This window comes from Streptomyces sp. NPDC002265, assembly GCF_040296125.1.
GTDB lineage: Bacteria > Actinomycetota > Actinomycetes > Streptomycetales > Streptomycetaceae > Streptomyces.
The window spans coordinates 1-23,070 of record NZ_JBEOWS010000135.1 but is presented as its reverse complement, the minus strand read 5'-3'; the positions used below and the strand labels follow the sequence as shown (position 1 = coordinate 23,070).

Sequence of the window (23,070 nt, the reverse complement as noted above, 5' to 3'; positions counted from 1 at the left end):
AATCCCCCGCCGCACAGGCCCTGGTACCTCCCGCGCGGGCGCACAACACGCCGGGCCCGGCACGGGACAACTCGGGCCCGGGCGCGGGCCCGGCGGCCGTCAGGTGCCGCGCCGTACCCCCGGGGACACCGCGAGCCTGCCCACCGCCCAGAACACCGCGAGGGTGGCGAGTGCCATCGCGGCCACCAGGGTGGCACCGCCGACGACCTTCTCGTAGTTGCGCTGGTAGAGGCCGTCGATGATGTACCGGCCGAGCCCGCCGAGTCCGACGTACGCGGCGATGGTGGCCGTCGAGACGATCTGGACGGCCGCCGAGCGAAGGCCGCCGAGGATCAGGCTGAGGGCGACCGGCAGTTCCACCTGGAACAGGATCCGCGGCTCGGGCATCCCCATGCCCCGGGCCGCGTCCACCGGGGCGGGGTCGACGGAGCGGACCGCCTCGTAGGTGGTGACCAGGATCGGCGGGACGGCGAGGATCACCAGCGGGATCATCACGGGCCCCAGGCCGAAGCCGAGCCAGGTGACCACCAGCACCAGCAGGCCGAAGGTGGGCAGGGCCCGGCCCGCGGTGGCGATCAGGGCGAGGGCGTTGCCGCCCCGGCCGTAGTGCCCGGTGACCAGGCCGACCGGCAGTCCGATCGCGGCGGCGATGGCGAGCGCCTCCAGGGAGTACCGGAGGTGTTCGAGGACCCGGGTGGGGATGCCGTCGTAGCCGTGCCAGTGGGAGCCGTCGCCGAAGAAGGCGTGGACGAACTGGAGCAGGTTCACCGGGCCGTGCTCTCCTTCGGCATCCAGGGGGTCAGCAGCAGCCGTACGGCCACCAGCGCCGCGTCGGCCAGGATCGCCAGCACGGCCGTCGTCGCGACGGAGTTCACCGCGAGCTCGGGACGGTTGTAGATCTGGGCGTCGTGCAGCAGGTTGCCCAGCGCGCCCTGGTTGCCGATCAGCATGCCGACGCTGACCAGGCTGATGCTGGAGACGGTGGCCACCCGCAGGCCCGCGATGATCGCGGGCACGGCGATGGGCAACTGCACCTGGACGTAACGGCGTACGGGTCCGAAGCCCATGGCGGTGGCGGCGGCCAGGGTCTCCGGCGGCACCGACCGCACGCCCTCGACGATCGCCGGCACGAGCAGCACCATGCTGTACACGGCGAGCGGGATCATCACCGTCGTCTCGCTCTGGCCGGTGTAGTCGATCAGGACCACGAAGAAGGCCAGCGAGGGGATCGCGTACAGCACGGTGGTCACGCTCAGCACGGGCGGGTACAGCCAGCGGAAGCGGACGCAGAGCTGGGCGACGGGCAGCGACACGGCCAGCCCGACGAGGACCGGCACCAGCGCCTCACGCAGATGCAGACCGATCAGACCCGCGTAGGTGTGCTGGAGGTCGCTGGGGATGTCGAAGAAGCCGCTCACCGGACGGTCCGTGCCTCGTCGCCGCGGTCCAGGGCGTGCGCGCTGCGGATCGCCTCGCCGACGGCCTGCTGCGACACCACCCCCACGACCCGTCCGGTGCCGTCCACGCCGACCGCCCAGCCGGTCGGCGACAGCACGGCTCCGTCGAGCGCGTCCCGCAGCGAGTCCTTCCCGTGCACGAACGGCCGTCCGTGGGACAGCAGTCGGCCGGGCTCGATCTCCCCCGCCGCGAGGTCCTTCGGGTCGCCCCAGCCCAGGGGCCTGCCGTCCAGGTCCGTGACGAGGAGGAAGGGGGCGCCGGAGGCCGAGCCGCGCGCGGCGATCTTCCCGGCGTCGGCGTCGAGGGCGACGACCGGAGCCGTCTGGAGCTCCAGTCCGCCGGACGGGAAGAAGGACAGCCGCCGGATGCCCCGGTCCGAGCCGAGGAAGTCCTCGACGAAGGCGTCGGCCGGGTCGGAGAGCAGTTCGGCGGGCGGGGCGTACTGGGCGAGGTGACCGCCGGTGCGCATCACGGCGACCATCGTGCCGAGCTTGACCGCCTCGTCGATGTCATGGGTGACGAAGACGATGGTCTTGCCCAGTTCCGCCTGGATGCGCAGGAGTTCGTCCTGGAGTCCCTTGCGCACGACGGGGTCGACGGCGGAGAACGGCTCGTCCATCAGCAGCACCGGCGGATCGGCGGCGAGCGCCCGCGCCACCCCGACGCGCTGCTGCTGGCCGCCGGAGAGCTGGTAGGGGTAGCGCTTGGCGAGCGAGGCGTCGAGACCGACGCGTTCCATCAGCTCGCGGGCCCGGGTGCGGGCCCGGTCCTTGCCCCAGCCGAGCAGCCGCGGCACGGTGGCGATGTTGTCGACGATCGTGCGGTGCTGGAAGAGACCGGCGTTCTGGATGACGTAACCCATAGAGCGGCGCAGGGTGTTGACCGGCTGCTGCCGGATGTCTGCCCCGTCGAGGAGGATGGTGCCCTCGCTCGGCTCGATCATCCGGTTGATCATGCGCAGGGTCGTGGTCTTCCCGCAGCCCGAGGGACCGACGAGGACGGTGATCGAGCCGTCCTGGATGTCCAACGAGAGCCGGTCGACCGCGACCGTGCCGTCCGGGTACCGCTTGGTGACTGAATCTATCCGTATCAAAACGCCGAATACCCTTCGGGTTTGGCAGGAAATGGCCCTGCTTCGGTCACGGTCGTCGTTGCCGGGCCGATGCGGGGAGAGTCTAGACCGGGTTTGTCACGGCACTGTGGACTGCGGCTCCCGGGGTGCGTCCTGTGGCGCGGCGGCCGCCGGAGGTCCGGAGTGCGCGGGACGCGGCGAGACCGGGAATCCCGTGACGTGTTCGCCGCGCCGCGCGTCAGGCGCCCTGCGCGTCGATGGCCGCCTGGAGCGACTTCCGGTAGCCGTCGCTCGTGAACGTCGCGCCGGACACCGTGTCGATGTCCGCGCTCTGCGCCTGCAGCGTCTCCGTGATCAGCTTCGGTACGGCGGCCGTCGTCTGCGGGTGGTTCGGCTGCCGGAGCATCCGTACGGAGGCGATCCTGTCGCCCTCGAACGTCACCTCCACCTGTACCGGGCCCTCCACGGTGTTCACCGTCGAACCCGTGACGACCTCCGAGGACCCGGACGTCGACGTGCGGGCCGGCCCGGCGGCCTGCGTGGACGACGTCGCGCCGGAGGGTTCGTAGCGCCACACCGGGACGAGGCCCGCGACGCTCAGGACCAGGACGGGTATCGCTCGTTTCACGGTCTTTCCCTCTTTCCCTTTTCCCTCGGTCCTCGTCATCCCGCCAGGCTGAAACGCTCGAAGTGGATCTGCGGTCCCGGCACGTCCAGCGCCCGCAGGGAGGCGAGCACCGCGTTCATCATGGGCGGCGGTCCGCACAGGAAGACGTCCCGGTCGGCGATGTCCGGCACCAGCCGGGCGAGTTCGGCCGGGGCGAGCTTGTCGGGGCTGACCGGGCCGGTCACCAGGTGCAGTTCGGCGCCCTTGGCCCGGGCCAGTTCGCGCAGTTCGTCGTACAGCACCGCGTCCCGGTCGGTGGCGACGCGGTAGACGACGACGGCGTGACCTTCCAGTTCCTCCAGGAGCGCCCTGATCGGGGTGACCCCGACACCGCCCGCGATGAGCAGGGACTCGGGCCGGGTGCGGTGCAGCGCGGTGAACGCGCCGTAGGGGCCCTCGGCGAAGACGCGCGTGCCGACCTTCAGGTGCCGCAGTGCGGCGGTGCCGTCGCCCGCGGTCTTGGCGGTGAGCCGCAGCGAGCGGCCGTCCGGGGCGGCCGACAGGGAGAACGGGTTGGCTTGCCACCAGCGGTCCTTGGTGAGGAACCGCCACAGGAAGAACTGGCCGGCCCGGGCGGGCAGCCGGTCCAGGTCGCGTCCGGTGATGTGGATGGAGACGACGGTGTCCGACTCGGGGACGACGGCCGACACCCGGAGCTGATGCCGCTGGTTGCGCCACAGCGGCAGCACGGCCCGGCCGACGACGACCGCGCCGAGGGCCAGGCCCCACACGGCTTACCAGTAGGCCTTCGCGGCAAAGGACGCGGTGAACGTCGTACCGACCGCGACCTGGTGGGTGAAGGCCAGGACGACGGCCACGTAGGTGTACAGGTGGACGAAGTGCCAGGTCTCGTACGCCAGCCTGCGCCGGGCCCAGCGGGCCGAGGCGGCGCCCACGACGAGGAGGAGCGCGAGGGCGACGACGGCCCGCAGCACGCCCTCGACGGTCTCGGCGAGGTCGACGACCTGGCTCACCGGGTCCATGCCGGAGGAGTCGGAGTAGCCGAAGGCGATGAACACGACGTGCGCGAGCAGGCTCCACAGGACGCCGAAGCCGGTCCAGCGGTGCCAGGAGGTCAGCCGGTCCATGCCGATCCGGCGGTCGAGCCAGGGCAGCCGGGCCACCAGCAGCAGCTGGAACGCCATCAGGAGCGCGCCGTACAGACCGGCGAGCCGGCCCAGCACGATCAGGGCGTTCGAGGCGAAGCCCGCCTGGGCGAAGAACCAGGCGACCGCGGCCGCGTTCGCGGCCAGCACCGCGTACAGGCCGGTGCGCGCCACCACCCTGGGGCGCAGCGCCGTAGGAGGCGCGGGGGGCGATTGGACGGTCGTCACGGGCGGTAGCTCCTTGATCGGGGCCGGGGAGTCCGAGCTTGTCCGCGCGGAGCTGTCATTTTGCTGTCGTTCATCTTTCAAGTGGTTATCGAAGTGTCCACGACGGCGCCCCCGCCCCGGCGGCCGGGACCGGGTGAAGCACTATGAGCGGGTGGAAAAGGTACGACTGCTCGTCGTGGACGACGACCCGCCGATCGCCGACCTGGTGGCGACGGTCGCCCGCTACGAGGGCTGGGAGGCGGTCACCGCCCACTCGGGCGAGGAGGCGCTGCGCCGGGCCGCCGAGTTCCACCCGGACATCGTGGTGCTCGACCTGATGCTGCCCGACGTGGACGGCTTCGGTGTCCTGGACCGGCTGCGCGGCTCCGGGACGATGGTGCCGGTGGTGTTCCTCACCGCACGCGACACGGTGGCCGCCCGGGTGGCGGGGCTGACCCGGGGCGGCGACGACTACCTGGTCAAGCCGTTCGCGGTGGAGGAGCTGATGGCCCGGCTGCGCACCGTGCTGCGGCGCAGCACCGGGCCCGGGTTCCGGCGGCCGGTGCTGCGGGTGGCGGACCTGACGATGGACGAGGACACCCGTGAGGTGCGGCGCGACGGCCTGCTGCTGACTCTCACGCCCACCGAGTACGAGGTGCTGCGCTACCTGATGCGCAGGTCGCCGGCCGTCCTGACCAAGGCGCAGATCCTGGACCATGTGTGGGAGTACGGCTTCGGCGGCCGCTCCAACGTCGTGGAGCTGGTGGTCAGCCGGCTGCGCCGCAAGCTGGACGCCACGGGCGATCCGCTGATCCACACCGTGCGCGGGTTCGGGTACGCGGTCCGGCAGGCGGCGCAGTGAGCACGGCGCTCGGCCGGTTCCGGCACGCCTATCGCAGGCTGCGCCTGGGCACCCGGCTGGCGCTCGGTCTGGGCGCGCTGTCGCTGGGGGTGTTCGCCGTCGTCGGCACCGCGCTGACCATGTACATGCGCGAGTACCTGGACCACCAACTGACCGCGCAGCTGAAGCTGGTCCAGGTCGTGCAGTCCAAGGACGCGGCGGCGCACGGCACGGTGACCCGCCAGCCGTACTACGGCTGGTACACGGCGGTGTACGACGTGACGGGGACCTCGGCGGTGCTGCGCACCCCGGCCGAGGTGCCGTCCGACAGCCGCGCGCTGACCGCCCTGGCCGAGCTCAGGGCGAACACCCCGCACGAGATCCAGCGCACCGTGCGGATCGACGGGGCGGGCACCTACCGGCTGCGGGCCTGCGCGGTGCAGCCGGGGGTGGTCCTGGTGACGGCCGCGCCCACGGCCGGCATCGACGCCACCGTGCGCCGGCTGATCACCGTGCAGGTCGTGGCGTTCGCCCTCGCGCTGCTCACCCTGGTGGTGGCCGGGCGGGCGCTGCTGCGGCGCGGGCTGCGGCCGCTGAGCGAGATGGCGCACACCGCGCACGGCATCGCCTCGCACAACCTGACCGGGTCGGCGGCCCGGCTGCCGCTGCGCGCGGACGCCCCGGGCGGCGGCCCGGAGGTGGAGGAGCTGCGCGTCGCGTTCAACACGATGCTGGAGCACATCGACGACTCCCTCGCGGTGCGCGCGCGGGCCGAGCAGCGGCTGCGCCGCTTCGTCGCGGACGCCTCGCACGAGCTGCGCACCCCGCTGATGTCGGTACGGGGCTACGCCGACCTCTTCCAGTACGCGGCCGCCAACGCCCCCGGGGAACGGGACCGACATCTGGCGCGGCTGCGTGCCGAGGCCGCCCGCATGGGCTTCCTGCTGGACGATCTGCTGCTGCTCGCGCGGCTGGACGCCGAGGAGGTGGAGACGCCGCTGCGGATGCGGGACGCCGATCTGGTGGAGCTGGTCGGGGACGCGGCCGACGCGTTCCGTGCGAGCCACCCGGGGCATCCGCTGACCGTGACGGCGGGACCCGCGCCGGTACGGCTGCGGCTGGACCCGCAGCGGGTCCGGCAGGTGCTGGACAACCTGCTCACCAACGCCGCCGTGCACACTCCCGACGGCACCGCGGTGTCCCTCGTCCTGCACGTCACCGCCGACCGGGCGGTGGTGCGGATCACCGACTCCGGCCCCGGGATACCGGCCGCCGACCGCGACCGGGTCTTCGACCGCTTCTACCGGGTCGACAAGGCCCGCAGCCGGGACCGCGGCGGCAGCGGCCTGGGCCTGTCGGTCGCCGGATCGCTGGTGCGCGCGCACGGCGGCACCATCGAGCTGGGCGACGAGCCCGGGAGCACCGTCTTCACGGTCGGCCTGCCGCTCGCGCCCAACGACGGCTGACCCGAGTGCGGGGGCTCCGGAGCCCGGGGCGTAGCGTGCGGCTCTGCCACCGGAATTGCCGGGCAGGGGGACACAAGGCGATGAAGGTCCGTTCTCGCAGGGCACGCGCCGTCATATGTCTGGGCGTGTCCGGGCTGGTGGCCGGGGCGTTGCTCCTCGTGCGCGAGGCGGATTCGGCCAGGCCCGGCATGACGGCGGCCGAGCGGGGTGACGACCCGCGGTGCGCACGGATCGCCCGGGACTATCCGGCCGAGCTGGGCGGGCAGCGGCGGTCCGACCCCGGTGTCGTCGGCGTCACCGTGTGGGGCGGCGGCGCGGTGGTCCTGCGCTGTGGACTGCGGCCGCCGCAGCCGACGGTCGACAGATGTCTGAGCGTCGACGGCGTCGACTGGGTCCTCGAGGACGCGAAGTTCCACGACGGCCGCAAGGTGCTGATCACCTACGGCCGCGACCCGGCCGTAGAGATCACCCTCACCGACGGGACCGCCGAGACCGACACGGCGCTACTGGAGCTCAGCAAGGCCGTGAAACCGCTTCCGCAGGGCGCGAGGTGCATCGGGGACACGGACGTGTGAGCCGGGTCCGCCGGGGTGCTCCCGCGGCCGCTGCGCCCGCTCGGCCGGGGTGCTGCCGCGGCCGCGACGTCCGCTCGCCCACGCTCCGTCGATTCCCGGACACCCTTGCGTCACACCGGACGGGGACGTTGCCGTCGTGTCCCTCCTGCCGCTCGACGACTCCCGAGGGCCGCTCCCCGCCCCCGCCTCCGTCCCCGCCGCTCCCTCCTGCACTCCGCCCGCCACCGCGCTCTCCCCTCCCGCACCCTGCACCTCGTCCGCCTCACCCGCCTCGCCCGCGCTTGCCGTCTCCCCCGTCGGCTCCCCGGCGGCCGCCAGGCTCCTCCGCCGGGCCGCGGTCCTGCTTCCGGTCCTGCTGATCGTCGTGTGGGCGGCGGTCGACTGGCCCTCCGTACGCGGCGGTACCGCCCGGCTGGCCTCCGCCGACCCCTGGTGGCTGCTGCTCGCCCTCTTCTTCACCTGCCTGGGCTGGGTGGCCGCCGCCGTCGTACGGCAGGGCTCCATCCCGGACCGGCTGCCACCGGGGCTGCTGATCGCCTCCCAGTTGGCCGCCGGAGCCGCCAACCACGTGCTCCCGGCCAGCGTCGGCGCGCACGCCGTCACCCTGCGCTTCTACCGGAGCCAGGGCATCCCCCTCGCCCGTGCGACCGCCTCGATCGCGCTGTACTCGCTGGCCAAGCCGATCGCGAAGATCCCGGTCCTGCTCGTCTTCGTGCTGGCCTTCCCGGACATGCTGGAGCTCGGCGCGCTGGTACCGGACGACGGGACGCTGCTGCTGATCACGGTGTGCCTGGTGGCCGGTCCGGCGGCGGCCGCGCTGCTGGTGACCCTGGTGCGCCCGCTGCGCCGGCCGGTCCTCGCCCTGGTCCGTACCGCGCTGTCCGACGCGCGGGTGCTGCACACCCGGCCCAGCCGGGTGCTGGCCCTGTGGGGCGGCTCGGCCGCCACACCGGTGCTCCAGGGGTGCGTGATCGCCGCGGTCGGCGCCTCGCTGGGGCTGCCGCTGTCCTGGGCCCAGGTGGTGTTCGCGTTCCTGGCGGCGGGCACCGCGGTCGGGGCCGTACCCGCGCCGGGCGGCATCGGGCCCGTGGACGCGGCGCTGGTGCTGGCCATGACCGCGTTCGGCGCCCCGCTGGGCCTGGCCACGGCGACCGTCATCGGCTACCGCGTCCTGACCGTGTGGGTGCCGCTGCTCCCGGGCGCGCTGGTGCTCTCGGCGCTCGTGCAGCGCAAGGTGCTGTGAGCCCCGGGCGCCGACGGCTGGGGAGGGCGCCCGGGGCGGGCAGGTCAGCGTGCGGTCAGCTTCCACAGGTGGTCGGCGGTGCCGTTGTCACCCCAGATCAGGGCCGTACCGCCGTCGCCCGTACTCGCGTTGGTGATGCCCAGCAGCAGACCGCTCGCCTGGTTGACGATCCGGTAGAGCCCCGAGCCCGCCGCCACCAGGGTCCAGTTCTGGTCTGTCCCGGAGGCGGGGGTGGCCTGGACGACGGCCGTGCCCTGGGCCGTACCGGCGTTCAGGGTGTCCAGGGCGAGCCCGCTGTTCCTGTTGGTGATCTGGTAGCGGCCGGCCAGCGAGGTGGAGGTCCCGGTGGGCGTGACGACCAGGTGGTAGCCGTCGGAGGCGTTCATGGCGACCGGCACGGTGATCGAGCCGTTGCTGACCGGGTAGTCGGCCTCGGAGATCGTGAACGGGGCCGCCACGGCAGTCGTCCGACCCTTGGAGGGGGTGTACTCCAGCTTCACGTGGACCGTACTGCCGAACGCCGGCCGCGAGCCGAGCCCGTCGACGGTCACGGCCGTGGCCCCGGTGCCCCCGCCGAAGACGACACCGATCTGCCTGCCGTCGCCGGTGAGAGAGGCGGCACCGTCGATGCCGGTCTGCGCCGGGGGCGTGGTGGTGAGCATCGTCCCGGACATGTCGCCGTACCACTTGTACAGCCAGTACGCGCCGTTGGGCGATCCCCCGGTGTCGGTCAGGGTGTCGCCGAGCGTGCCGTAGTGGTTCCAGAAGGCGAGTTCCGCGTCCCGGACGCCGGCGCGCTCGAACTTGGCGACGTAGCCCGCCAGGGCCCCGGGCACACCGACCTCGGACGGGGTCCCGTACTCCTCGATGGAGATGGGCCGCGGGCTGATGCCGAGGCCGCTCTCCAGCGCGCGGTAGGCGGAGACATGCGCGGCGATGTCCTGGCTGCCCTGAAGCTCGTGCCAGGCGATGACGTCCGGCACGGTGCCCGACGCCTTGGCGTCGGTGAGGAACGTACTCATCCAGCCCTGGTTCCAGGCCGAGTGACTGGGCCCCTGGATGGGCGTGGCACTGTCCTTGGCGCGTACCTCCTTGTACGTCCGGGCCCAACCGGCGTCGAAAGCACCGGCATTGGCGGTGTCCCAGGTCCAGTCGGGCTCGTTCCACAGCTCGTACGCGCCGATGTTGCCGGCGCCGGACGCCTTGACGGAGGCCACCTGGGTGTCGACGGCGGCCAGCCAGTCGCTCCAGCTCACCCACTTGTACGGGAAGTCCGGATACCAGTCGGGCATCCGGACGACCACCTTTGCTCCGGCCCTGGCCGCCTTGGCGGCGACCACCAGGGAGTCACCGGCGGGCCTGGGCTCGCCGTTGGGCAACTGCCTTCCGCCGGGGGCCATCTGGACGAAGGTGTTCGGCTTCAGCGCCTGGACGAGGCTGTCGGCGGGGGTGCTCGCGTCGGCGAGGCCGTAGAGGCTGCCGGTGGCGACATGGGTGACGGACCTCAGGTTCTGTGCCGCGTGGACGACCAGCGTGGTGGCGGCGGTGGGGGCGGCCTGGGCGGGGGTGCCCGGCAGGGCGGTCACGGCGGCGGCCAGCGCCGTCACCACGGCCACGGAGGCGGCGGACCGGCCTAACGGCTTTCCGCGGACGGCCGTTCGGGATATCGGAGCGGACATGGGTGGCGGCTCTCCTGACGGACATGGAGGGGAGGAAGGGGGACGGAAGGAAGGTGGGACGGGGGCGGGACGGGGATGGGGCTGACGTGCCGTCAGTCCTTGACCGCGCCCGCGGTGACCCCGGCGGCGACGTACCGCTGCGCGAGGACGAGAAGGACGGCGGCGGGTACGGAGGCGACGACGGCGGTGGCCATGATCGCGTTCCATTCCTGGTTGTTGTTGCCGATGTAGTGGTAGATGCCAAGGGTGATCGGGCGCAGATCGCCGCCGCCGTCGAGGGTGTTGGCGAAGACGAAGTCGGACCAGGCCCACAGGAAGCCGAACAGCGAGACCGTGACCACGGCGTTGCGGCTCACCGGCAGCACGACGGACCAGAAGACGCGCAACGCGCCCGCGCCGTCGATCCGGGCGGCGGCGGTGAGTTCGTCGGGGATGCCCGACATGAACGCCGCGAAGATCATGACGCCGAAGGGCACGGCGATGGTGGAGTCCGCGACGATCAGGCCCCACCAGGAGTTCAGCAGCCCGGCGTCGAGGAAGATGCCGTAGAAGCCCATCGCCATGACGATGCCCGGGATCATCTGCGCGATCAGCAGGGCCAGGCTCAGCAGGCCGCCGCCGCGCGGACGCAGTTTCGCCAGCGAGTAGCCGGCGGGCGCGGCAAGGACGAGGGTGAGGGCGACCGTGCCCAGGCCGATGAGCAGGCTGGTGCCGAGGTAGGGCAACTGGTCGTGCAGGACGGCCCGGTAGCCCTCGAAGGTGGGGTGCAGCGGGAGCAGGTCGGGCGGGGACTTGCGCATGTCCGACTGCGGGGTCAGGGACACGTTCAGCATCCAGTACACCGGGAACAGCATGAGCGCGGTGAGCAGGACGCCGATCACGGTGAGCCGGCGGGAGCCGGTGCGGGAGGTCATGCTCCCTGCCTCCTCTGGACGCGGATGTACAGCAGACCGAAGACGAACGCGATGAGGACGAGGAGGTTGCCGACGGCGGCCCCGGGGCCGAACTGCGGCAGCAGGGTGCCGAATCCGAGCTGGTACGACCAGGTGGCCAGGGTGGACGAGGAGTCGCCGGGACCGCCCTTGGTCATGATCCAGATCAGGTCGAACACCTTGAGCGTGTAGACCAGGCCCAGCAGCAGGGTGATCGCCGAGACCGGTCGCAGCAGGGGGAAGGTGATGCTCCAGAACTGCCGGCGGCCGCTCGCCCCGTCCAGCGCGGCGGCCTCGTACAGCTCCCGCGGGATGTTCTGGAGCCCGCTGTGCAGGATGACCAGGTTGAACGGGATACCGATCCAGACGTTGGCGATGATCACCGAGGTCAGGGCCCGGTCCGGTGAGGTCAGCCAGTCGACGGGCGGCAGACCGACCAGGTGGAGGGCGTAGTTGACCACGCCCGACTCGCTGTTGAGCATCCACGACCAGGTGGACGCCGACACGATCAGCGGCAGCAGCCAGGGGACCAGGAACAGCGCCCGCAGGGTGGCGGCGAGCCGGAAGTGCCGGTCGAAGAAGACCGCGAGGGCCAGCCCGGCGGTGTACTGGAGGGCGATGGACATGAAGGTGAAGACCATCGTGTGGCGCAGCGCGGGCCCGAAGGCCGGATCGTCCAGCACCTGGGCGAAGTTGTCCCAGCCCGAGAAGGGGGCGTCGCCCGCGACGAAGGACCGGACCGTGTAGTGCCGCAGGCTCAGGTCGAGGTTGCGGTAGAGCGGGTAGAGGTAGAAGGCGGCGAGGTAGACGACGAGCGGGGCGACGAAGGCCGACGCGGTCAGCCGGCTGCGGCGGCGCCCGCGGCGGGCCGCCCCGTCGCGCCGGCCGGCCGCGCCCGTCGCCCCGGCTCCGGCCGGTGACCGCCCCGGCAGGCGGTCGGCTCGGGCGATGGTCATACGAACTCCTGGATGCGGGTGCTGCTTGCCTGGTGGTGGGTCGGCCGCCGAGCCGGTCGCGGACCGGCGTCAGCCCTTGGCCTTCCCGGCCGCCGTCTGCGCGGTGGCGAGGGCGTCCTTCGGGCTCTTGCCGCCGGACAGGGCCGACTGCACCGCGGTCCACAGGGGCTGCGAGATGACGGGGTACTTGGTGCCCAGTCCGCCGCTGGTGCGGCCACGGGCGGCGGCCACGGCCTCGACCCACGGCTTGAGCTTCGGGTTCGCCGCGACCTGCTCGGTCTGCACGGCGGCGGTGGGGGCCACGTACGTCAGGGCGGTGTCGCTGGCCAGCAGGTTCTCCGAGCTGGTCAGACAGGTGACGATCTTCTTGCTGACGGCGTAGCGGGCGGTGTCCCGCTGTACGGGCACGGTGACGAACTCGCCGCCCGTCGGCACCGGCGCCGAACCGCCGTGCTGTGCCGGGATGCTGACGACCCCGTACTCGAATCCGGCCTTCTCGGCGTTGGCCAGCTGCCAGGTGCCGTTCTCGCCGAAGGCGTACTCGCCGGTGGCGAACTCCTGCCAGCTGGTGGTCTGGGTGTTCTGGAGGACGTCCTTGGGCGCGTAGCCGGCGTCGACCCACTGCTTCCACAGCGTCAGCGCGGCGGCCGCCTGCGGGGAGTCGAGGTCGGTGAGGTCGGCGCCCGCGCCCCAGAACCACGGCAGGAACTGGAAGCTGCCTTCCTCCGTGTTGATCGCGGAGAAGGTGATGCCCTTCTTCCCGGCCGCGGCGACCTTCTTCAGGGCGGCCGTCAGCGAGGCCCAGTCCTTGACGGAGGCGGGGTCGACGTCCGCGGCCGTCAGGATCTTCTTGTTGTAGTAGAGCGCCAGGGTGTTGGCGCCGATCGGCACCCCGTAGGAGGCGCCGTCCAGGATGCCCGCGCCGATGATGTTCTGCTGTATCGCGGAGGTGTCCAGCCCGAGGTCGCTCGTCCTGTTGAGGATCCCGGCCTCCACCAGCGTGGAGACGACCGGGTTGTCCACGAGCATCACGTCGGGGTCGTTGCCCTGCTGCGCGGCGAGCAGCGCCTTGTTGCCCAGGTCCGTGGTGTCGTACCCGGTGCGCTTGACGGTCACCCCGGCCTCGGTGCCGCACCGGGCGACGCGCTTGCCCCAGTCCGAGGAGGCGTCGAACTGCGGGTACGGGTCCCAGAACGTGTACGTCCCCGAATCGGCGGAGGAGCCGGAGGAGTCCGCGCCGCCGCCCCCGCAGGCGGAGACGGAGACGAGGGTGCCGACGGCGGCGAGGCAGGCGAGGAAGGTGCGGCGGGTGCTTCTCATTGCGGTGACCTCGTTGTCATGGATGCGGGAGAGCGGGACGGGTTTCGGGAGGCCGGAGCGGGTTCGGAAGCCGGGTGGGCCGAGGAACCGGGTGAGTGCGGGAGCCGGGTGGGTCCGGGAGCCGGGTGGGTTCAGGAGCCGGGTCGGTTCAGGAGCCGGGTCGGTTCAGGAGCCGGGTGGGTTCAGGAGCCGGGTGGGTTCAGGAGCCGGGTGGGTTCAGGAGGTCGGCAGCCAGACGCGCATGCTGCCGTCCTGCCGGTTGGCCCAGGCGTAGTACGGGATCGCGGTCAGCTCGACGGGGTCGCCCGCCGGATGCCCGGCCCCGGAGGCCGCCCCGGATAGCGCCCCGGATGTCGCCGCGACGGGCCGGTACGGCCACCAGCCGGTGTCCGGGAGCGGCCGGCGGTGTCCGGCGGCCACCACCGTGGTGACCCCGCCGAGCAGGTCGGGGCGGTGCTTCACGGCGAGCGGACGGGTCGGGTCGAGGACGATGTCGTCCAGGCCGCCACCCGGGTGGTCCACCTGTTCCAGGCAGTACACGAGCGGTCCGCGTTCCACCGCGACGCAGCCGCGTACGGCGTCCACGCGCGGATCGGCCGCGGTGAGGCGGGCCTCCAGACCGAGTTCCAGGACGACCCGGTCGCCCGGGGCCCACGTCCCGGCCAGCCGCAGCCAGCCGTCCGTGACCGGGGCGTCCGTCCGGTCGTACGTACGGGACCCGTGCCGCACGCGGAACTCGCGGCACCACTGCGGGATGCGCAGCGACAGGGTCCAGGGCCGGTCCCGCGGAGTCTCCTCCACCGTCAGGGAGATCACCCCGTGCCAGGGGTAGTCGGTCTCCGCGGTCACGGCGACGGGCGTGCCGTCGAGGTCGCCGCGGTAGCGGCCGGTGACGTACTGGTGGATCTGGAGGCCGTCCGCGTCGGCGGACGAGAGATAGTGCCCGAGGGCCGCGAGCAGCCTCATCGCGTTCGGCGGGCAGCACGCGCAGCGGAACCAGCGGGTGCGGCGGGCCGACTGGTCGCCGCCGGGGTCGGTGTGGCCGTCGCGGACCTGGAGCGGGTTGACGTACAGCCAGCTCTCGCCGTCCAGCGAGACACCCGCGAGGAAGCCGTTGTAGAGGGTGCGTTCGATCAGGTCGCTGTACCGGGTCTCGCCGGTGAGCAGGGCCAGGCGCCAGCTCCACTGGACGGAGGCGATGGCGGCGCACGTCTCGCAGTAGGCGCGTTCGCTGGGCAGCTCGAACGGGTCGCCGAAGTCCTCCTTGTCGTGGTGGGCGCCCAGGCCGCCGGTGAGGTGCGTCTTGCCGGCGGTCATGGCCCGCCACAGCCGTTCGGCGGCGGCTCGCAGCCCGGCGTCGCCGGTCTCGGTGGCCAGGTCCGTCGCCCCGGCCAGCAGATAGAGCTGGCGTACGGCGTGTCCCTCGACGTCGGTCGCCTCGCGCAGCGGCACCCGGTCCTGGCAGTAGGCCTCGCCCCCGAGCAGGCCGTGGCCGTAGCGGTCGACGAAGTAGCCGGCGAGGTCGAGGTAGCGCCGTTCGCCGGTCTCCCGGTACAGCTCGACCAGGGCGGTCTCCACCTCGGGGTGGCCGTCGACGCCGTCGATCGGCCGGCCGCTGCCGGGCGGGCCGAAGGTGGCGTCCAGATGGTCGGCGAACCGGCGTGCCACAGTGAGCAGTTCGTCCCGTCCGGTGGCCCGGTGATGGGCCACCGCCGCCTGGATCAGATGGCCCGCGCAGTACAGCTCGTGCCCCCAGCGCAGGTCCTGGTAGCGCTCGCCGCCCCGGCGGAGCTGGAACCAGGTGTTGAGGTAGCCGTCGGGCTGCTGGGCGTCCGCGACCAGCGCGACGATCCGGTCGGCGTGGGCCGCCAGTTCCTCGGCGGGCTCCTCGGCCAGCTGCCAGGCGGCGGCCTCCAGCCACTTGTAGACGTCGGTGTCCACGAAGGGGTACGCGCCCCGGAAGTCGCCCTGCGCCACGGCACCCGACGGCGCCTGCGGCGCGGGCGCCGCCAGCCGCAGATTGTGCAGGTTTCCCGCGGACTCGAGCAGGGCGGGGCCCTGGGGGATCGAGGTGTGCGCGTTGACCGCGCGGCGGGTGTGCCAGAAGCCGGAACTCACCTCGGCGACGGCGGGCCGCAGTGCGGTACGGGCGTCCGGGCCGAGCCGGACCGGGCCCGTCGGGGGCAGGGCGGAGCGGGTGCGGGGCATGGCTCTCCGGGGAGTGAGAGGCGGACGCGGGCGGCTGCCCGGCAGTTGGGCAAATGGTTGAGCAACCGTTTTCTCTAGCGCCACAGTAGAGGGGAGCCGAGCGAGCCGGGTCAAGGGCCGCGCAGCGTTTTTCTCCCGCTGTCCGTAGGCTGGAACTCGGCCCGGACGGCTGTCAGGATGGTGGGCGCCGATGCCCGCGCACTGCGCGCCGCCCGGACGCACCACCACGCCATCACGTCGTATGAGAAAAGGATTGCTCGTGACCGAAGCCGCTCCGCGTTCTCCCGTCGCAGTCCGGGCGAAGCTCACCGATGTCGCCGCTCTGGCCGGGGTCAGCGTGGGCACGGCGTCGAAGGCGCTGAGCGGCGGCGGGCGGATGCGGCCCGAGACCCGGCAGCGGGTCCTGGACGCCGTGGAGGAGCTCGGCTTCCGGCCCAACCAGCTGGCGCAGAACCTGCACACCGGCCGCAGCTGGACGGTCGGGCTGATGACCACCGACGGCATCGGCCGCTTCAGCACCCCTGTGCTGCTGGGCGCCGAGGACGCGCTCGGGGCGGGGAAGATCTCGGTGCTGCTGTGCGACACGCGCGGGGACGCGATCCGGGAGCAGCACCATCTGCGCAACCTGATGGAGCGGCGCGTCGACGGCATCATCGTCACCGGCCGCCGTACGGATCCACGCGGGCCGCTGGCCGGGGTCGACTCCGTCCCCATCGTCTACGCGCTCTCGCCCTCCACCGACCCGGCCGACACCTCGGTGGTGTCCGACGACCGGGGCGGGGCCCGGCTCGCGATGGAGCACCTGCTGTCCACCGGCCGCACCCGGATCGCCCATCTCACGGGCCCGGAGCACCACGCGGCCGCCCGGGACCGCGCGCGGCACGCGGTCGAGCACCTGGAGCGTGCCTCGCTGACCCTGGCGACCGGCCGGGTCCACCACGGGGAGTGGAGCGAGGCCTGGGGGCGTCGCGCCGCCGAGGCGGTCCTGCGTACGGCGCCGGACACGGACGCCTTCTTCTGCGGCAACGACCAGATCGCCCGCGGCGCGGCGGACGCGCTGCGGGAGCGGGGGGTGAGCGTGCCCGGTGACATCGCGGTCGTCGGCTACGACAACTGGGACACCATGGCCCTGGCCTGCCGCCCGCCGCTCACCACGATCGACATGGATCTCGCCGAGATCGGCCGGATCGCCGCGCTGCGGCTGCTGGAGGCCATCGACTCCGGTCCGGCCCCGGGCGTGCACACCGTCCCGTGCCGGCTGGTCGTGCGCGAGTCCAGCTGAGGGTGCGCGGGGCCGACCGGCCGGTCCGGCGTCAGCCGGTTGCGGTCGGCGCCGGCCGCCGCGAGCTGCCGTCGACGCGGTCAGGCACCTCGCTCGATCTGCACGAGGATGGACTCGTCGGTGATCCGGCTGTCGGCCGCGAGCAGGAACGCCTTGCTGAGGATCAGTGACAGCCGGTCGTCCTCGAACGGCAGGAAGACCTTGCCGTCCCCCGGGCGCCGTGCCGGGACGATGCACAGGTAGCTGTCGTCCGGTGCCATCAGGATGTTGGCCGAGCCCAGGTGGATCCTGTACGTGCGCAGATCGCCGCGGACGGTCAGGAAGCGGCCGTCGAGCGTGCACCTGTCGGCGATGTCCAGGCGGGGCAGGATCCGCTCCAGGGCGTCGCGGCGCGCCTCGGCGCTCCCGGTCAGCTCGGCGAAGGAGGCCCGTTCCCAGTAGGCGCGCCGGGGGCCGCCGTCGGTCCAGTCGGGGTCGGCGGCGATCGAGCTCACGCCGACGAAGAGGTCCACGTCGCGCATCGCCTCGCTGAACACCAGCGGCGGCACGTCGGCGAGCGGTGCCTCCTGCCAGGCGTCCTGCACCCGGCGGTCGAAGCGCACCTGGTCGGTCGAGGCCAGTTCCTCGTCGCCGGACCGGTCGGCCCAGGCGTGGAGGAAGCGGATCCGCCACTCCCCGGCCGCCAGGGTGCGCTCGGCCTCGTCGCTGTCCCCGCCGTCCCAGGGGCCGAGCAGGTCGCTCTTCCATCCACGGGCCCTGAACAGGGCGAACATCCTGCGGTAGTGGACGATGTGCGCGGCGAAGCGGTTGGAGTAGAGGCGGGTCCGCTCCTCGGCGGGGGTGAGGAGGTAGATCTCGCGGAAGGCCTGTTTGAACGGCTGCCGGATCCGCTGTTCGATGAGCAGGTCCCGCCAGGCCCGCACGGCGTCCGGCTCGCAGCGGATGGGGTGCCACAGGCGTACGCGGGCGTCGTCGGGCGCGTCGGGAAGGTCTTCGTCCGTCCGGGGCAGTACAGCTCGCCACCGGCCGGGGGCGACCTCGATCTCCCAGATCAGCCGGCGTACGAGGGTGCGGGCGAGGGGGTGCCCGGCCAGCTCGGTGCGCCACCAGCCGTAGGGATGGACGGCGTCGGCGGTGAAGCCGCCCTCCAGCGCGCGTACGAGGGTGGCGAGTTGGGCGTTCACCCGCTTCACCAGGTCGCGCAGTTCCTTGACCGGGGCGGCGTGGTCGCGACGGACGGGCGCCGGGACGCTGCGCAGCGGGCGGCCGTCCTTCTCCCAGGTCAACGTGGCGGTGTCGGTGACCGTGACGACGGCCCGGTAGTCCCCGACCGGCCGGCGCAGGACGCCGCCCGCGGCGGAGCCGGCGACGGGTGCGGTGTCGAAATCCAGCCGCGGCAGCCGCAGCGCCACGGCGGTGCGCTCGGCCAGGGCCGCGTCGACCTTCTTGAGCATCTTGTCGAGCTGTCTGGGCACCCCGGCATGCCGGACCGACCGGCGCACGGTGCGGATCGCGGACGCCAGTTCGGGCGTCGGGAAGTCCTGCCCGGCGCGGACCACCTCGTACAGCAGGGCCTGCGAAGGAAGTGTCCTCGCCGTCGTCGGGGCGAGGGCGACGCCGGGCAGCAGGCGCTCGAACAACTCCGGCAGCCAGGGCTCGTCGCGCAGCAACGCCACCCGCAGGGCCTGTCCGAGCGTGGTGACCTCACGGTCCGTGAAGGCCTTGTCCGCCCGGTAGGGGATCTCGCCCGCCCGGATCGCGTCGGTGCGGTCGGCCGCCACTTCCAGCGCACGGCGGGCGAACGCCGCGTATCCGGGGTTGTCGGCCGATCTGCGCCAGACATGCGCTCCCGGCGCGGCAAACCTGCTGTCCCGGCCGATCCCGGACAGCTGCGCCTGACCAGCCGGGGCGCGCGAGGCGATGACCGCGATCTCGTCCGCGACGATGGGGCCCACATCACGGGAGAGGCGCCGCACGGCCGCGCGCAGTGTCCCCTCGTCGGCGAACCCCGCGACCGCGAGCAGCGCGTACGGCTGACGCACGGTGTCCTTCTCCAGCCACAGCCCGACCAGGGTGCGGACCGGTTCGGACACGTCGGGCAGCTGCCCCGTGCAGCCCTCCAGCGCGTCCAGGCCCCGGGTGAGGTCCGCCCAGCCGTGCTCCTGGCATTTTTCGACGAGTGCCTCGAACATCCGGCGGCACGCCTCGGGCGTATAGCGCGGCCGGCGCGACTCGGCCGCGCGCTCGACCGCGAAGCGGACCATCGCCGTCGCACCCACGGCCGAGGCACCCGCCCGGTAGGCCGCCACGAGCAGGCTGCCGAGCTCCTCGTCGGAGACCTGCGACAGATCCGGGTGCCTGTCCTGCTCCTCGGGCACGAAGTCCGGGTCGGTCAGCACGCGCATCAGCCGGGCTGCGAGGTCCATCAGACTCCCTCTCCCCGGCCGGCGGGAATGCCGTCGGGCAGGTCGGTCGAGTCGGTCAAGTCGGTCCTGTGGGATCCGGCCACCGAGGCGTCGTCGAACATGGCGAGATCATGGCAGGGGGGACTGACAACGCGATCGACCTGCGGAAACCTCAGGACTTTCCACTCGAGGAGCAGGTTGCGCCTGCGGCACCGGCACCGGCACCGGCACCGGCACCGGTGAACGCGACGACGCCCGCACGGAACTCTCCGTGCGGGCGTCATACGGTCCGGAGTCGAACGGTCCGGCATCAGCCGGTCCGGAGTAGGACGGTTGCGGTCAGCTCTCGTCCGGCGCCAGCCGCAGCGAGATGCTGTTGATGCAGTACCGCTGGTCCGTGGGCGTCGGATACCCCTCCCCGTCGAACACATGGCCGAGGTGCGATCCGCACCGGGCACAGCGCACCTCCGTCCGCACCATCCCGTGCGAGCGGTCCGCGATCAGCTCGACCGCGTCGGTGTCCTTCGGGTCGAAGAAGGAGGGCCAGCCGCAGTGCGACTCGAACTTCGTCTCCGAGGTGAACAGCTCCGCACCGCACGCGCGGCAGGAGTAGACGCCCTTGGACTTGGTGTCGGTGTACTCACCGGTGAAGGCGGGTTCGGTCGCGGCCTGGCGCAGCACGGCGTATTCGGCCGGGGTCAGCTCCGCACGCCACTGCTCGTCCGGCTTTTCGACGTCGTACGACATGAAGCTCAGCCCCTCTGGTTCTCGGTCAGGCCCGCGACAGGCGGTCCAGGATCTGCGGGCCCAGGTCCGTCACGTCGCCCGCGCCCATGGTGAGAACGAGATCGCCGGGGCCTGCCATTCCCGCGACGACCCCCGGCACGCCGGCCTTGTCGTGCACCGCCGTCACGTCCGCACCGGCCGCCCGCGCGGCCTCGATGATCAGCTCGCTGGTGACGCCCGGGATCGGGTCCTCACGGGCGGGGTAGATGTCGAGCACGACCGAGGCGTCCGCCAGGGCCAGGGCCTGGCCCATCTCCTTGCCGAGCTCCTGCGTCCGGGAGAAGAGGTGGGGCTGGAAAACCACCAGGATGCGCGCGTCGCCGACGGCGGCGCGCATCGCCTCCAGGTCGGCCGTCATCTCGGTGGGGTGGTGCGCGTAGGAGTCGACGACCTGGACCCCGGCCGCCTCGCCCTTGAGCTGGAGCCGGCGCTTGACGCCGGTGTACGCGGCCAGCGCCGGGGCCAGCTCGGACACCGGCACACCCAGCGCGACACCCGCGGCCAGCGCGGCCACCGCGTTGCTCGCGTAGTGGCGGCCGGGCACGGAGACGGTGAAGGTGATCTCCTGGCCGTCCAGCAGGACGGTGACCTCGCTCCTGAGCCCCTGGGGCAGCACGGACAGGATCCGCACGTCGGCGTCCTCGGCCTCGCCGTACGTCACCACCCGCACGCCGTCCGCGGTGACCCGGCGGGTCAGCTCCCGCGCGCCCTCGTGGTCGGCCGAGACCACCAGGGTGCCGCCCTCGGTGATCCGGCCGACGAACGTCTCGAAGGACTCGTAGATCTCCTCCATCGACGCGTAGTTCGCGTGGTGGTCGAGCTCCACGTTGAGGATGATCGCGACCTCGGGCGCGTACTTGTGGAAGCTGCGGTCCGATTCGTCCGCCTCGGCGACGAAGATCTCGCCCGCGCCGTGCTCGGCGTTGGAGCCGGGGGCGTCCAGGTCGCCGCCGATGGCGTACGACGGGTCCAGGCCCAGCTCGGAGAGGGAGACCGCCAGCATCGACGTGGTGGTCGTCTTGCCGTGCGTGCCCGCGACGGCGATCGGCCGCAGGCCGTCCATCAGCCGGGCGAGGGCGTCCGAACGGTGGACGACGGGGATGCCCAGCGCCGCGGCGCGGGCCAGCTCCGGGTTGTCCGCGCGGATCGCCGACGAGACCACCACGCAGCTGGCGTCGTCGGCGAGGTGCTCGGCGGCGTGTCCGATGTGCACGGTCGCGCCCAGCGCCCGCAGCGCCTGCGCGGTCTCCGAGTCCTTGGCGTCACTGCCCGCCACCTTCGCCCCGCGCCGGGCCAGGATCTTGGCGATGCCCGACATCCCGGCGCCGCCGATGCCGATGAAGTGCGGTCGGTCCATGGCGGTAGGAAGGCCCGGGGCCATGTGCGTCTCCCTGGAGTGGTGCGGCGAACGTGAGCCTTAAGCCTAGGGCAGGCGCAAGGCCGCCACGGGTACCCCTCTCACGCCTTGCTGTGCGAGAACAGCTTCAGCACCGGCACCCCCACCTTGTGCCGGGCCCTGGAGGCCCAGTCCCGGTGGAAGAACTCCTCCACGTAGTGGGGATCGGTCAGGACGATCACCTCGTCGGCCCCGGTCTCCTCGACCAGGACCTTCAGGGCGTCCAGCGGATGGTCCTCGACCAGCCGGCCCTCGGCCTCGCAGCCGGCCGCGCGCAGGGCCGTCAGGGACACGTCGAGCGCCTGCCGGGCGGGCTCCTTCGCGGCCTCCCCCTCCGGCGTCTCGCCCTCCCGGGCGGCGTCGTCGAGGTCGCCGAGCGCGATGTCGTCGATGGCCCGCAGCAGGCGGTCCGCCTGGTCGCCGCGCGGCTGGAGCAGGACATGGAAGACGACCGCCTCCTCGCCGTGCAGCGTGGTCACGAACTCCACGTCGACGGACGTCAGGGCCTTCTCGATCATCAGCACGCTTCTGAACACCAGGCGCCTCTTCTCCTTCGAGGACCCGGCCGGTCCTCTGTCCTCCGTGGGGCCTTGCACGGCCCTGCGGAAACCATCCTGCCCCGTGATCGCACGGGTACTGCCGGATTCAGTGTGCCCGGCCCGGAGTTAAACGGAACGACACATTCCGTCGTTTTCGGTCAGGCCTGCACCGATGGCGGTCACACCCGCCGGTACCGGCTGAACAGGAACCCGTCCTCCTCCAGCAGGGACACCAGCGCGAACCGGCTCGGCACCGCCACCGAGGGGCCGCCCGCGATGCGCTGCGCGGCACCGGCGGTGAGCATCGGGGCGACGGTCAGGCACAGCTCGTCGAGGACCCCGGCGGCCACCAGCTGGCCCAGCAGCCGCGGGCCGCCCTCGGTCAGCAGCCGGGTGTGGCCGAGCTCCGCCAGCGCCCGGACCGCGCGGGCCGGCTCCACACCGGCACCGTCACCGGCGATCAGCACCCGGGCGCCGGCCTTCTCCGCGGCCGCGATGCGGTCCCGGGGCGCGGCGGCGCCGGTGAGGATCAGGGTGGGGACCAGGGGCGCGGTGAACAGCGGGAGCGAGAAGTCGAGGTCCAGACCGGCGGAGACCACCGCGACGGCCGGTGCCGGGGTCTGCCCGGCGGCCGCGCGCCGCGCCGCGAACTCGGCACGCGCGCGTGCCGGACGGTACCCCTCCTGACGTACCGTCTCCGCGCCCACCAGCACCACATCCGCCAGCGCCCGCAGCGTGCCGAAGATCCGCATGTCGGCGGCGTTGGAGATGGGCTGCGAGCGGCCGTCGTGCTGGGCGGCACCGTCGAGCGTGGAGACCATGTTGGCGCGCAGCCAGGCCCGGGGCTCCGCGGACGGGCCCGCGGGCAGATCCCCGGCGACGGCGCCGGCGCCGGACGCGGCACCGAGCGCAGCACCGGACGCGGGGCCGGC

General features: G+C 72.6%; 19 protein-coding genes and 1 pseudogene. 5 read left to right on the top strand and 15 right to left on the bottom strand.

All coding sequences use genetic code 11. The annotated features are described in order from the left end of the window. Positions 1–99 precede the first annotated feature (99 nt). From ABT085_RS23310 to ABT085_RS23290, 5 genes and pseudogenes are all read right to left on the bottom strand, one after another. On the bottom strand, positions 100–768 hold the full coding sequence (locus ABT085_RS23310; RefSeq protein ID WP_351611087.1) for an ABC transporter permease: 669 nt from the start codon (positions 766–768) through the stop codon (positions 100–102). After that, positions 765–1,418 carry an ABC transporter permease gene (locus ABT085_RS23305; RefSeq protein ID WP_351611084.1) on the bottom strand — a complete coding sequence of 218 codons (654 nt, stop codon included), beginning with the start codon at positions 1,416–1,418 and terminating at the stop codon, positions 765–767. The genes ABT085_RS23310 and ABT085_RS23305 overlap by 4 nt, the downstream gene beginning before the upstream one ends. Further along, entirely contained in the window at positions 1,415–2,551 is a 1,137-nt protein-coding gene (locus ABT085_RS23300) for an ABC transporter ATP-binding protein (protein ID WP_351611081.1), read from the bottom strand. The genes ABT085_RS23305 and ABT085_RS23300 overlap by 4 nt, the downstream gene beginning before the upstream one ends. Before the next feature lie 217 nt (positions 2,552–2,768). Continuing rightward, positions 2,769–3,158, bottom strand: coding sequence for an FMN-binding protein (locus ABT085_RS23295; protein ID WP_351611079.1), 390 nt, complete (start codon positions 3,156–3,158; stop codon positions 2,769–2,771). Between the two features lie 35 nt (positions 3,159–3,193). After that, positions 3,194–4,531: pseudogene (locus tag ABT085_RS23290) on the bottom strand (ferredoxin reductase family protein). Positions 4,532–4,682: 151 nt separating this feature from the next. Here ABT085_RS23290 and ABT085_RS23285 point away from each other — a divergent pair. The 4 genes from ABT085_RS23285 to ABT085_RS23270 all read left to right on the top strand — a co-directional run bounded on the left by ABT085_RS23285 (position 4,683) and on the right by ABT085_RS23270 (position 8,635). Continuing rightward, positions 4,683–5,372, top strand: a complete 690-nt coding sequence (locus ABT085_RS23285) for a response regulator transcription factor (RefSeq protein WP_351611076.1) — start codon at positions 4,683–4,685, stop codon at positions 5,370–5,372. Next, a complete protein-coding gene (locus ABT085_RS23280; protein WP_351611073.1) occupies positions 5,369–6,817 on the top strand; it encodes a sensor histidine kinase in 1,449 nt (482 codons plus the stop codon). The genes ABT085_RS23285 and ABT085_RS23280 overlap by 4 nt, the downstream gene beginning before the upstream one ends. 80 nt (positions 6,818–6,897) lie before the next feature. Beyond that, positions 6,898–7,392, top strand: coding sequence for a DUF3515 family protein (locus tag ABT085_RS23275; protein WP_351611070.1), 495 nt, complete (start codon positions 6,898–6,900; stop codon positions 7,390–7,392). Between the two features lie 136 nt (positions 7,393–7,528). Continuing rightward, on the top strand, positions 7,529–8,635 hold the full coding sequence (locus ABT085_RS23270; protein ID WP_351611068.1) for a lysylphosphatidylglycerol synthase transmembrane domain-containing protein: 1,107 nt from the start codon (positions 7,529–7,531) through the stop codon (positions 8,633–8,635). Between the two features lie 44 nt (positions 8,636–8,679). On the opposite strand, the gene ABT085_RS23265 is transcribed toward ABT085_RS23270, so the two are convergent. The 5 genes from ABT085_RS23265 to ABT085_RS23245 form a co-directional block, all read right to left on the bottom strand. Further along, positions 8,680–10,251 carry an RICIN domain-containing protein gene (locus ABT085_RS23265; RefSeq protein WP_351611065.1) on the bottom strand — a complete coding sequence of 524 codons (1,572 nt, stop codon included), beginning with the start codon at positions 10,249–10,251 and terminating at the stop codon, positions 8,680–8,682. Between the two features lie 155 nt (positions 10,252–10,406). Further along, positions 10,407–11,228 (bottom strand): carbohydrate ABC transporter permease, encoded by an 822-nt coding sequence (locus ABT085_RS23260; protein WP_351611062.1) that lies wholly within the window; start codon positions 11,226–11,228, stop codon positions 10,407–10,409. Continuing rightward, on the bottom strand, positions 11,225–12,202 hold the full coding sequence (locus ABT085_RS23255; RefSeq protein ID WP_351611060.1) for a carbohydrate ABC transporter permease: 978 nt from the start codon (positions 12,200–12,202) through the stop codon (positions 11,225–11,227). Before ABT085_RS23255 ends, ABT085_RS23260 begins: the two co-directional genes overlap by 4 nt. A 69-nt stretch (positions 12,203–12,271) precedes the next feature. Beyond that, positions 12,272–13,522 carry a sugar ABC transporter substrate-binding protein gene (locus ABT085_RS23250; RefSeq protein WP_351611058.1) on the bottom strand — a complete coding sequence of 417 codons (1,251 nt, stop codon included), beginning with the start codon at positions 13,520–13,522 and terminating at the stop codon, positions 12,272–12,274. A 216-nt stretch (positions 13,523–13,738) separates the two neighbouring features. Beyond that, positions 13,739–15,730 carry a glycoside hydrolase family 127 protein gene (locus ABT085_RS23245; RefSeq protein ID WP_351611056.1) on the bottom strand — a complete coding sequence of 664 codons (1,992 nt, stop codon included), beginning with the start codon at positions 15,728–15,730 and terminating at the stop codon, positions 13,739–13,741. Between the two features lie 259 nt (positions 15,731–15,989). Between ABT085_RS23245 and ABT085_RS23240 the strand changes: the two genes are divergently transcribed. Next, complete coding sequence (locus ABT085_RS23240) at positions 15,990–17,012, top strand: LacI family DNA-binding transcriptional regulator (protein ID WP_351611053.1); 1,023 nt, start codon at positions 15,990–15,992, stop codon at positions 17,010–17,012. An 80-nt stretch (positions 17,013–17,092) separates the two neighbouring features. Here ABT085_RS23240 and ABT085_RS23235 read toward each other — a convergent pair whose 3' ends face one another. The 5 genes from ABT085_RS23235 to ABT085_RS23215 all read right to left on the bottom strand — a co-directional run bounded on the left by ABT085_RS23235 (position 17,093) and on the right by ABT085_RS23215 (position 23,007). Next, positions 17,093–19,438: a DUF4132 domain-containing protein gene (locus ABT085_RS23235; protein WP_351611040.1), complete on the bottom strand. Its 2,346-nt coding sequence runs from the start codon at positions 19,436–19,438 to the stop codon at positions 17,093–17,095. Positions 19,439–19,756: 318 nt separating this feature from the next. Beyond that, positions 19,757–20,164 carry a peptide-methionine (R)-S-oxide reductase MsrB gene (gene msrB, locus ABT085_RS23230; RefSeq protein ID WP_351611039.1) on the bottom strand — a complete coding sequence of 136 codons (408 nt, stop codon included), beginning with the start codon at positions 20,162–20,164 and terminating at the stop codon, positions 19,757–19,759. Positions 20,165–20,189: 25 nt separating this feature from the next. Continuing rightward, positions 20,190–21,584, bottom strand: coding sequence for a UDP-N-acetylmuramate--L-alanine ligase (gene murC, locus ABT085_RS23225; protein ID WP_351611036.1), 1,395 nt, complete (start codon positions 21,582–21,584; stop codon positions 20,190–20,192). 77 nt (positions 21,585–21,661) lie between these two features. Beyond that, the gene (locus tag ABT085_RS23220; protein ID WP_351611033.1) at positions 21,662–22,135 is read right to left on the bottom strand and encodes an indole-3-glycerol phosphate synthase; all 474 of its coding nucleotides are present in this window, start codon (positions 22,133–22,135) and stop codon (positions 21,662–21,664) included. A gap of 182 nt (positions 22,136–22,317) precedes the next feature. Continuing rightward, on the bottom strand, positions 22,318–23,007 hold the full coding sequence (locus tag ABT085_RS23215; RefSeq protein ID WP_351611089.1) for a pyrimidine reductase family protein: 690 nt from the start codon (positions 23,005–23,007) through the stop codon (positions 22,318–22,320). Positions 23,008–23,070 lie beyond the last annotated feature (63 nt).

Bases quoted from the DNA above. Each gene is read 5' to 3' on its own strand.
- ABT085_RS23255 (WP_351611060.1), bottom strand. From the start codon at position 12,202: ATGACCATCGCCCGAGCCGACCGCCTGCCGGGGCGGTCACCGGCCGGA.
- msrB (WP_351611039.1), bottom strand. From the start codon at position 20,164: ATGTCGTACGACGTCGAAAAGCCGGACGAGCAGTGGCGTGCGGAGCTG.
- ABT085_RS23235 (WP_351611040.1), bottom strand. From the start codon at position 19,438: ATGGACCTCGCAGCCCGGCTGATGCGCGTGCTGACCGACCCGGACTTC.
- ABT085_RS23250 (WP_351611058.1), bottom strand. From the start codon at position 13,522: ATGAGAAGCACCCGCCGCACCTTCCTCGCCTGCCTCGCCGCCGTCGGC.
- ABT085_RS23275 (WP_351611070.1), top strand. From the start codon at position 6,898: ATGAAGGTCCGTTCTCGCAGGGCACGCGCCGTCATATGTCTGGGCGTG.
- ABT085_RS23260 (WP_351611062.1), bottom strand. From the start codon at position 11,228: ATGACCTCCCGCACCGGCTCCCGCCGGCTCACCGTGATCGGCGTCCTG.
- murC (WP_351611036.1), bottom strand. From the start codon at position 21,584: ATGGCCCCGGGCCTTCCTACCGCCATGGACCGACCGCACTTCATCGGC.
- ABT085_RS23245 (WP_351611056.1), bottom strand. From the start codon at position 15,730: ATGCCCCGCACCCGCTCCGCCCTGCCCCCGACGGGCCCGGTCCGGCTC.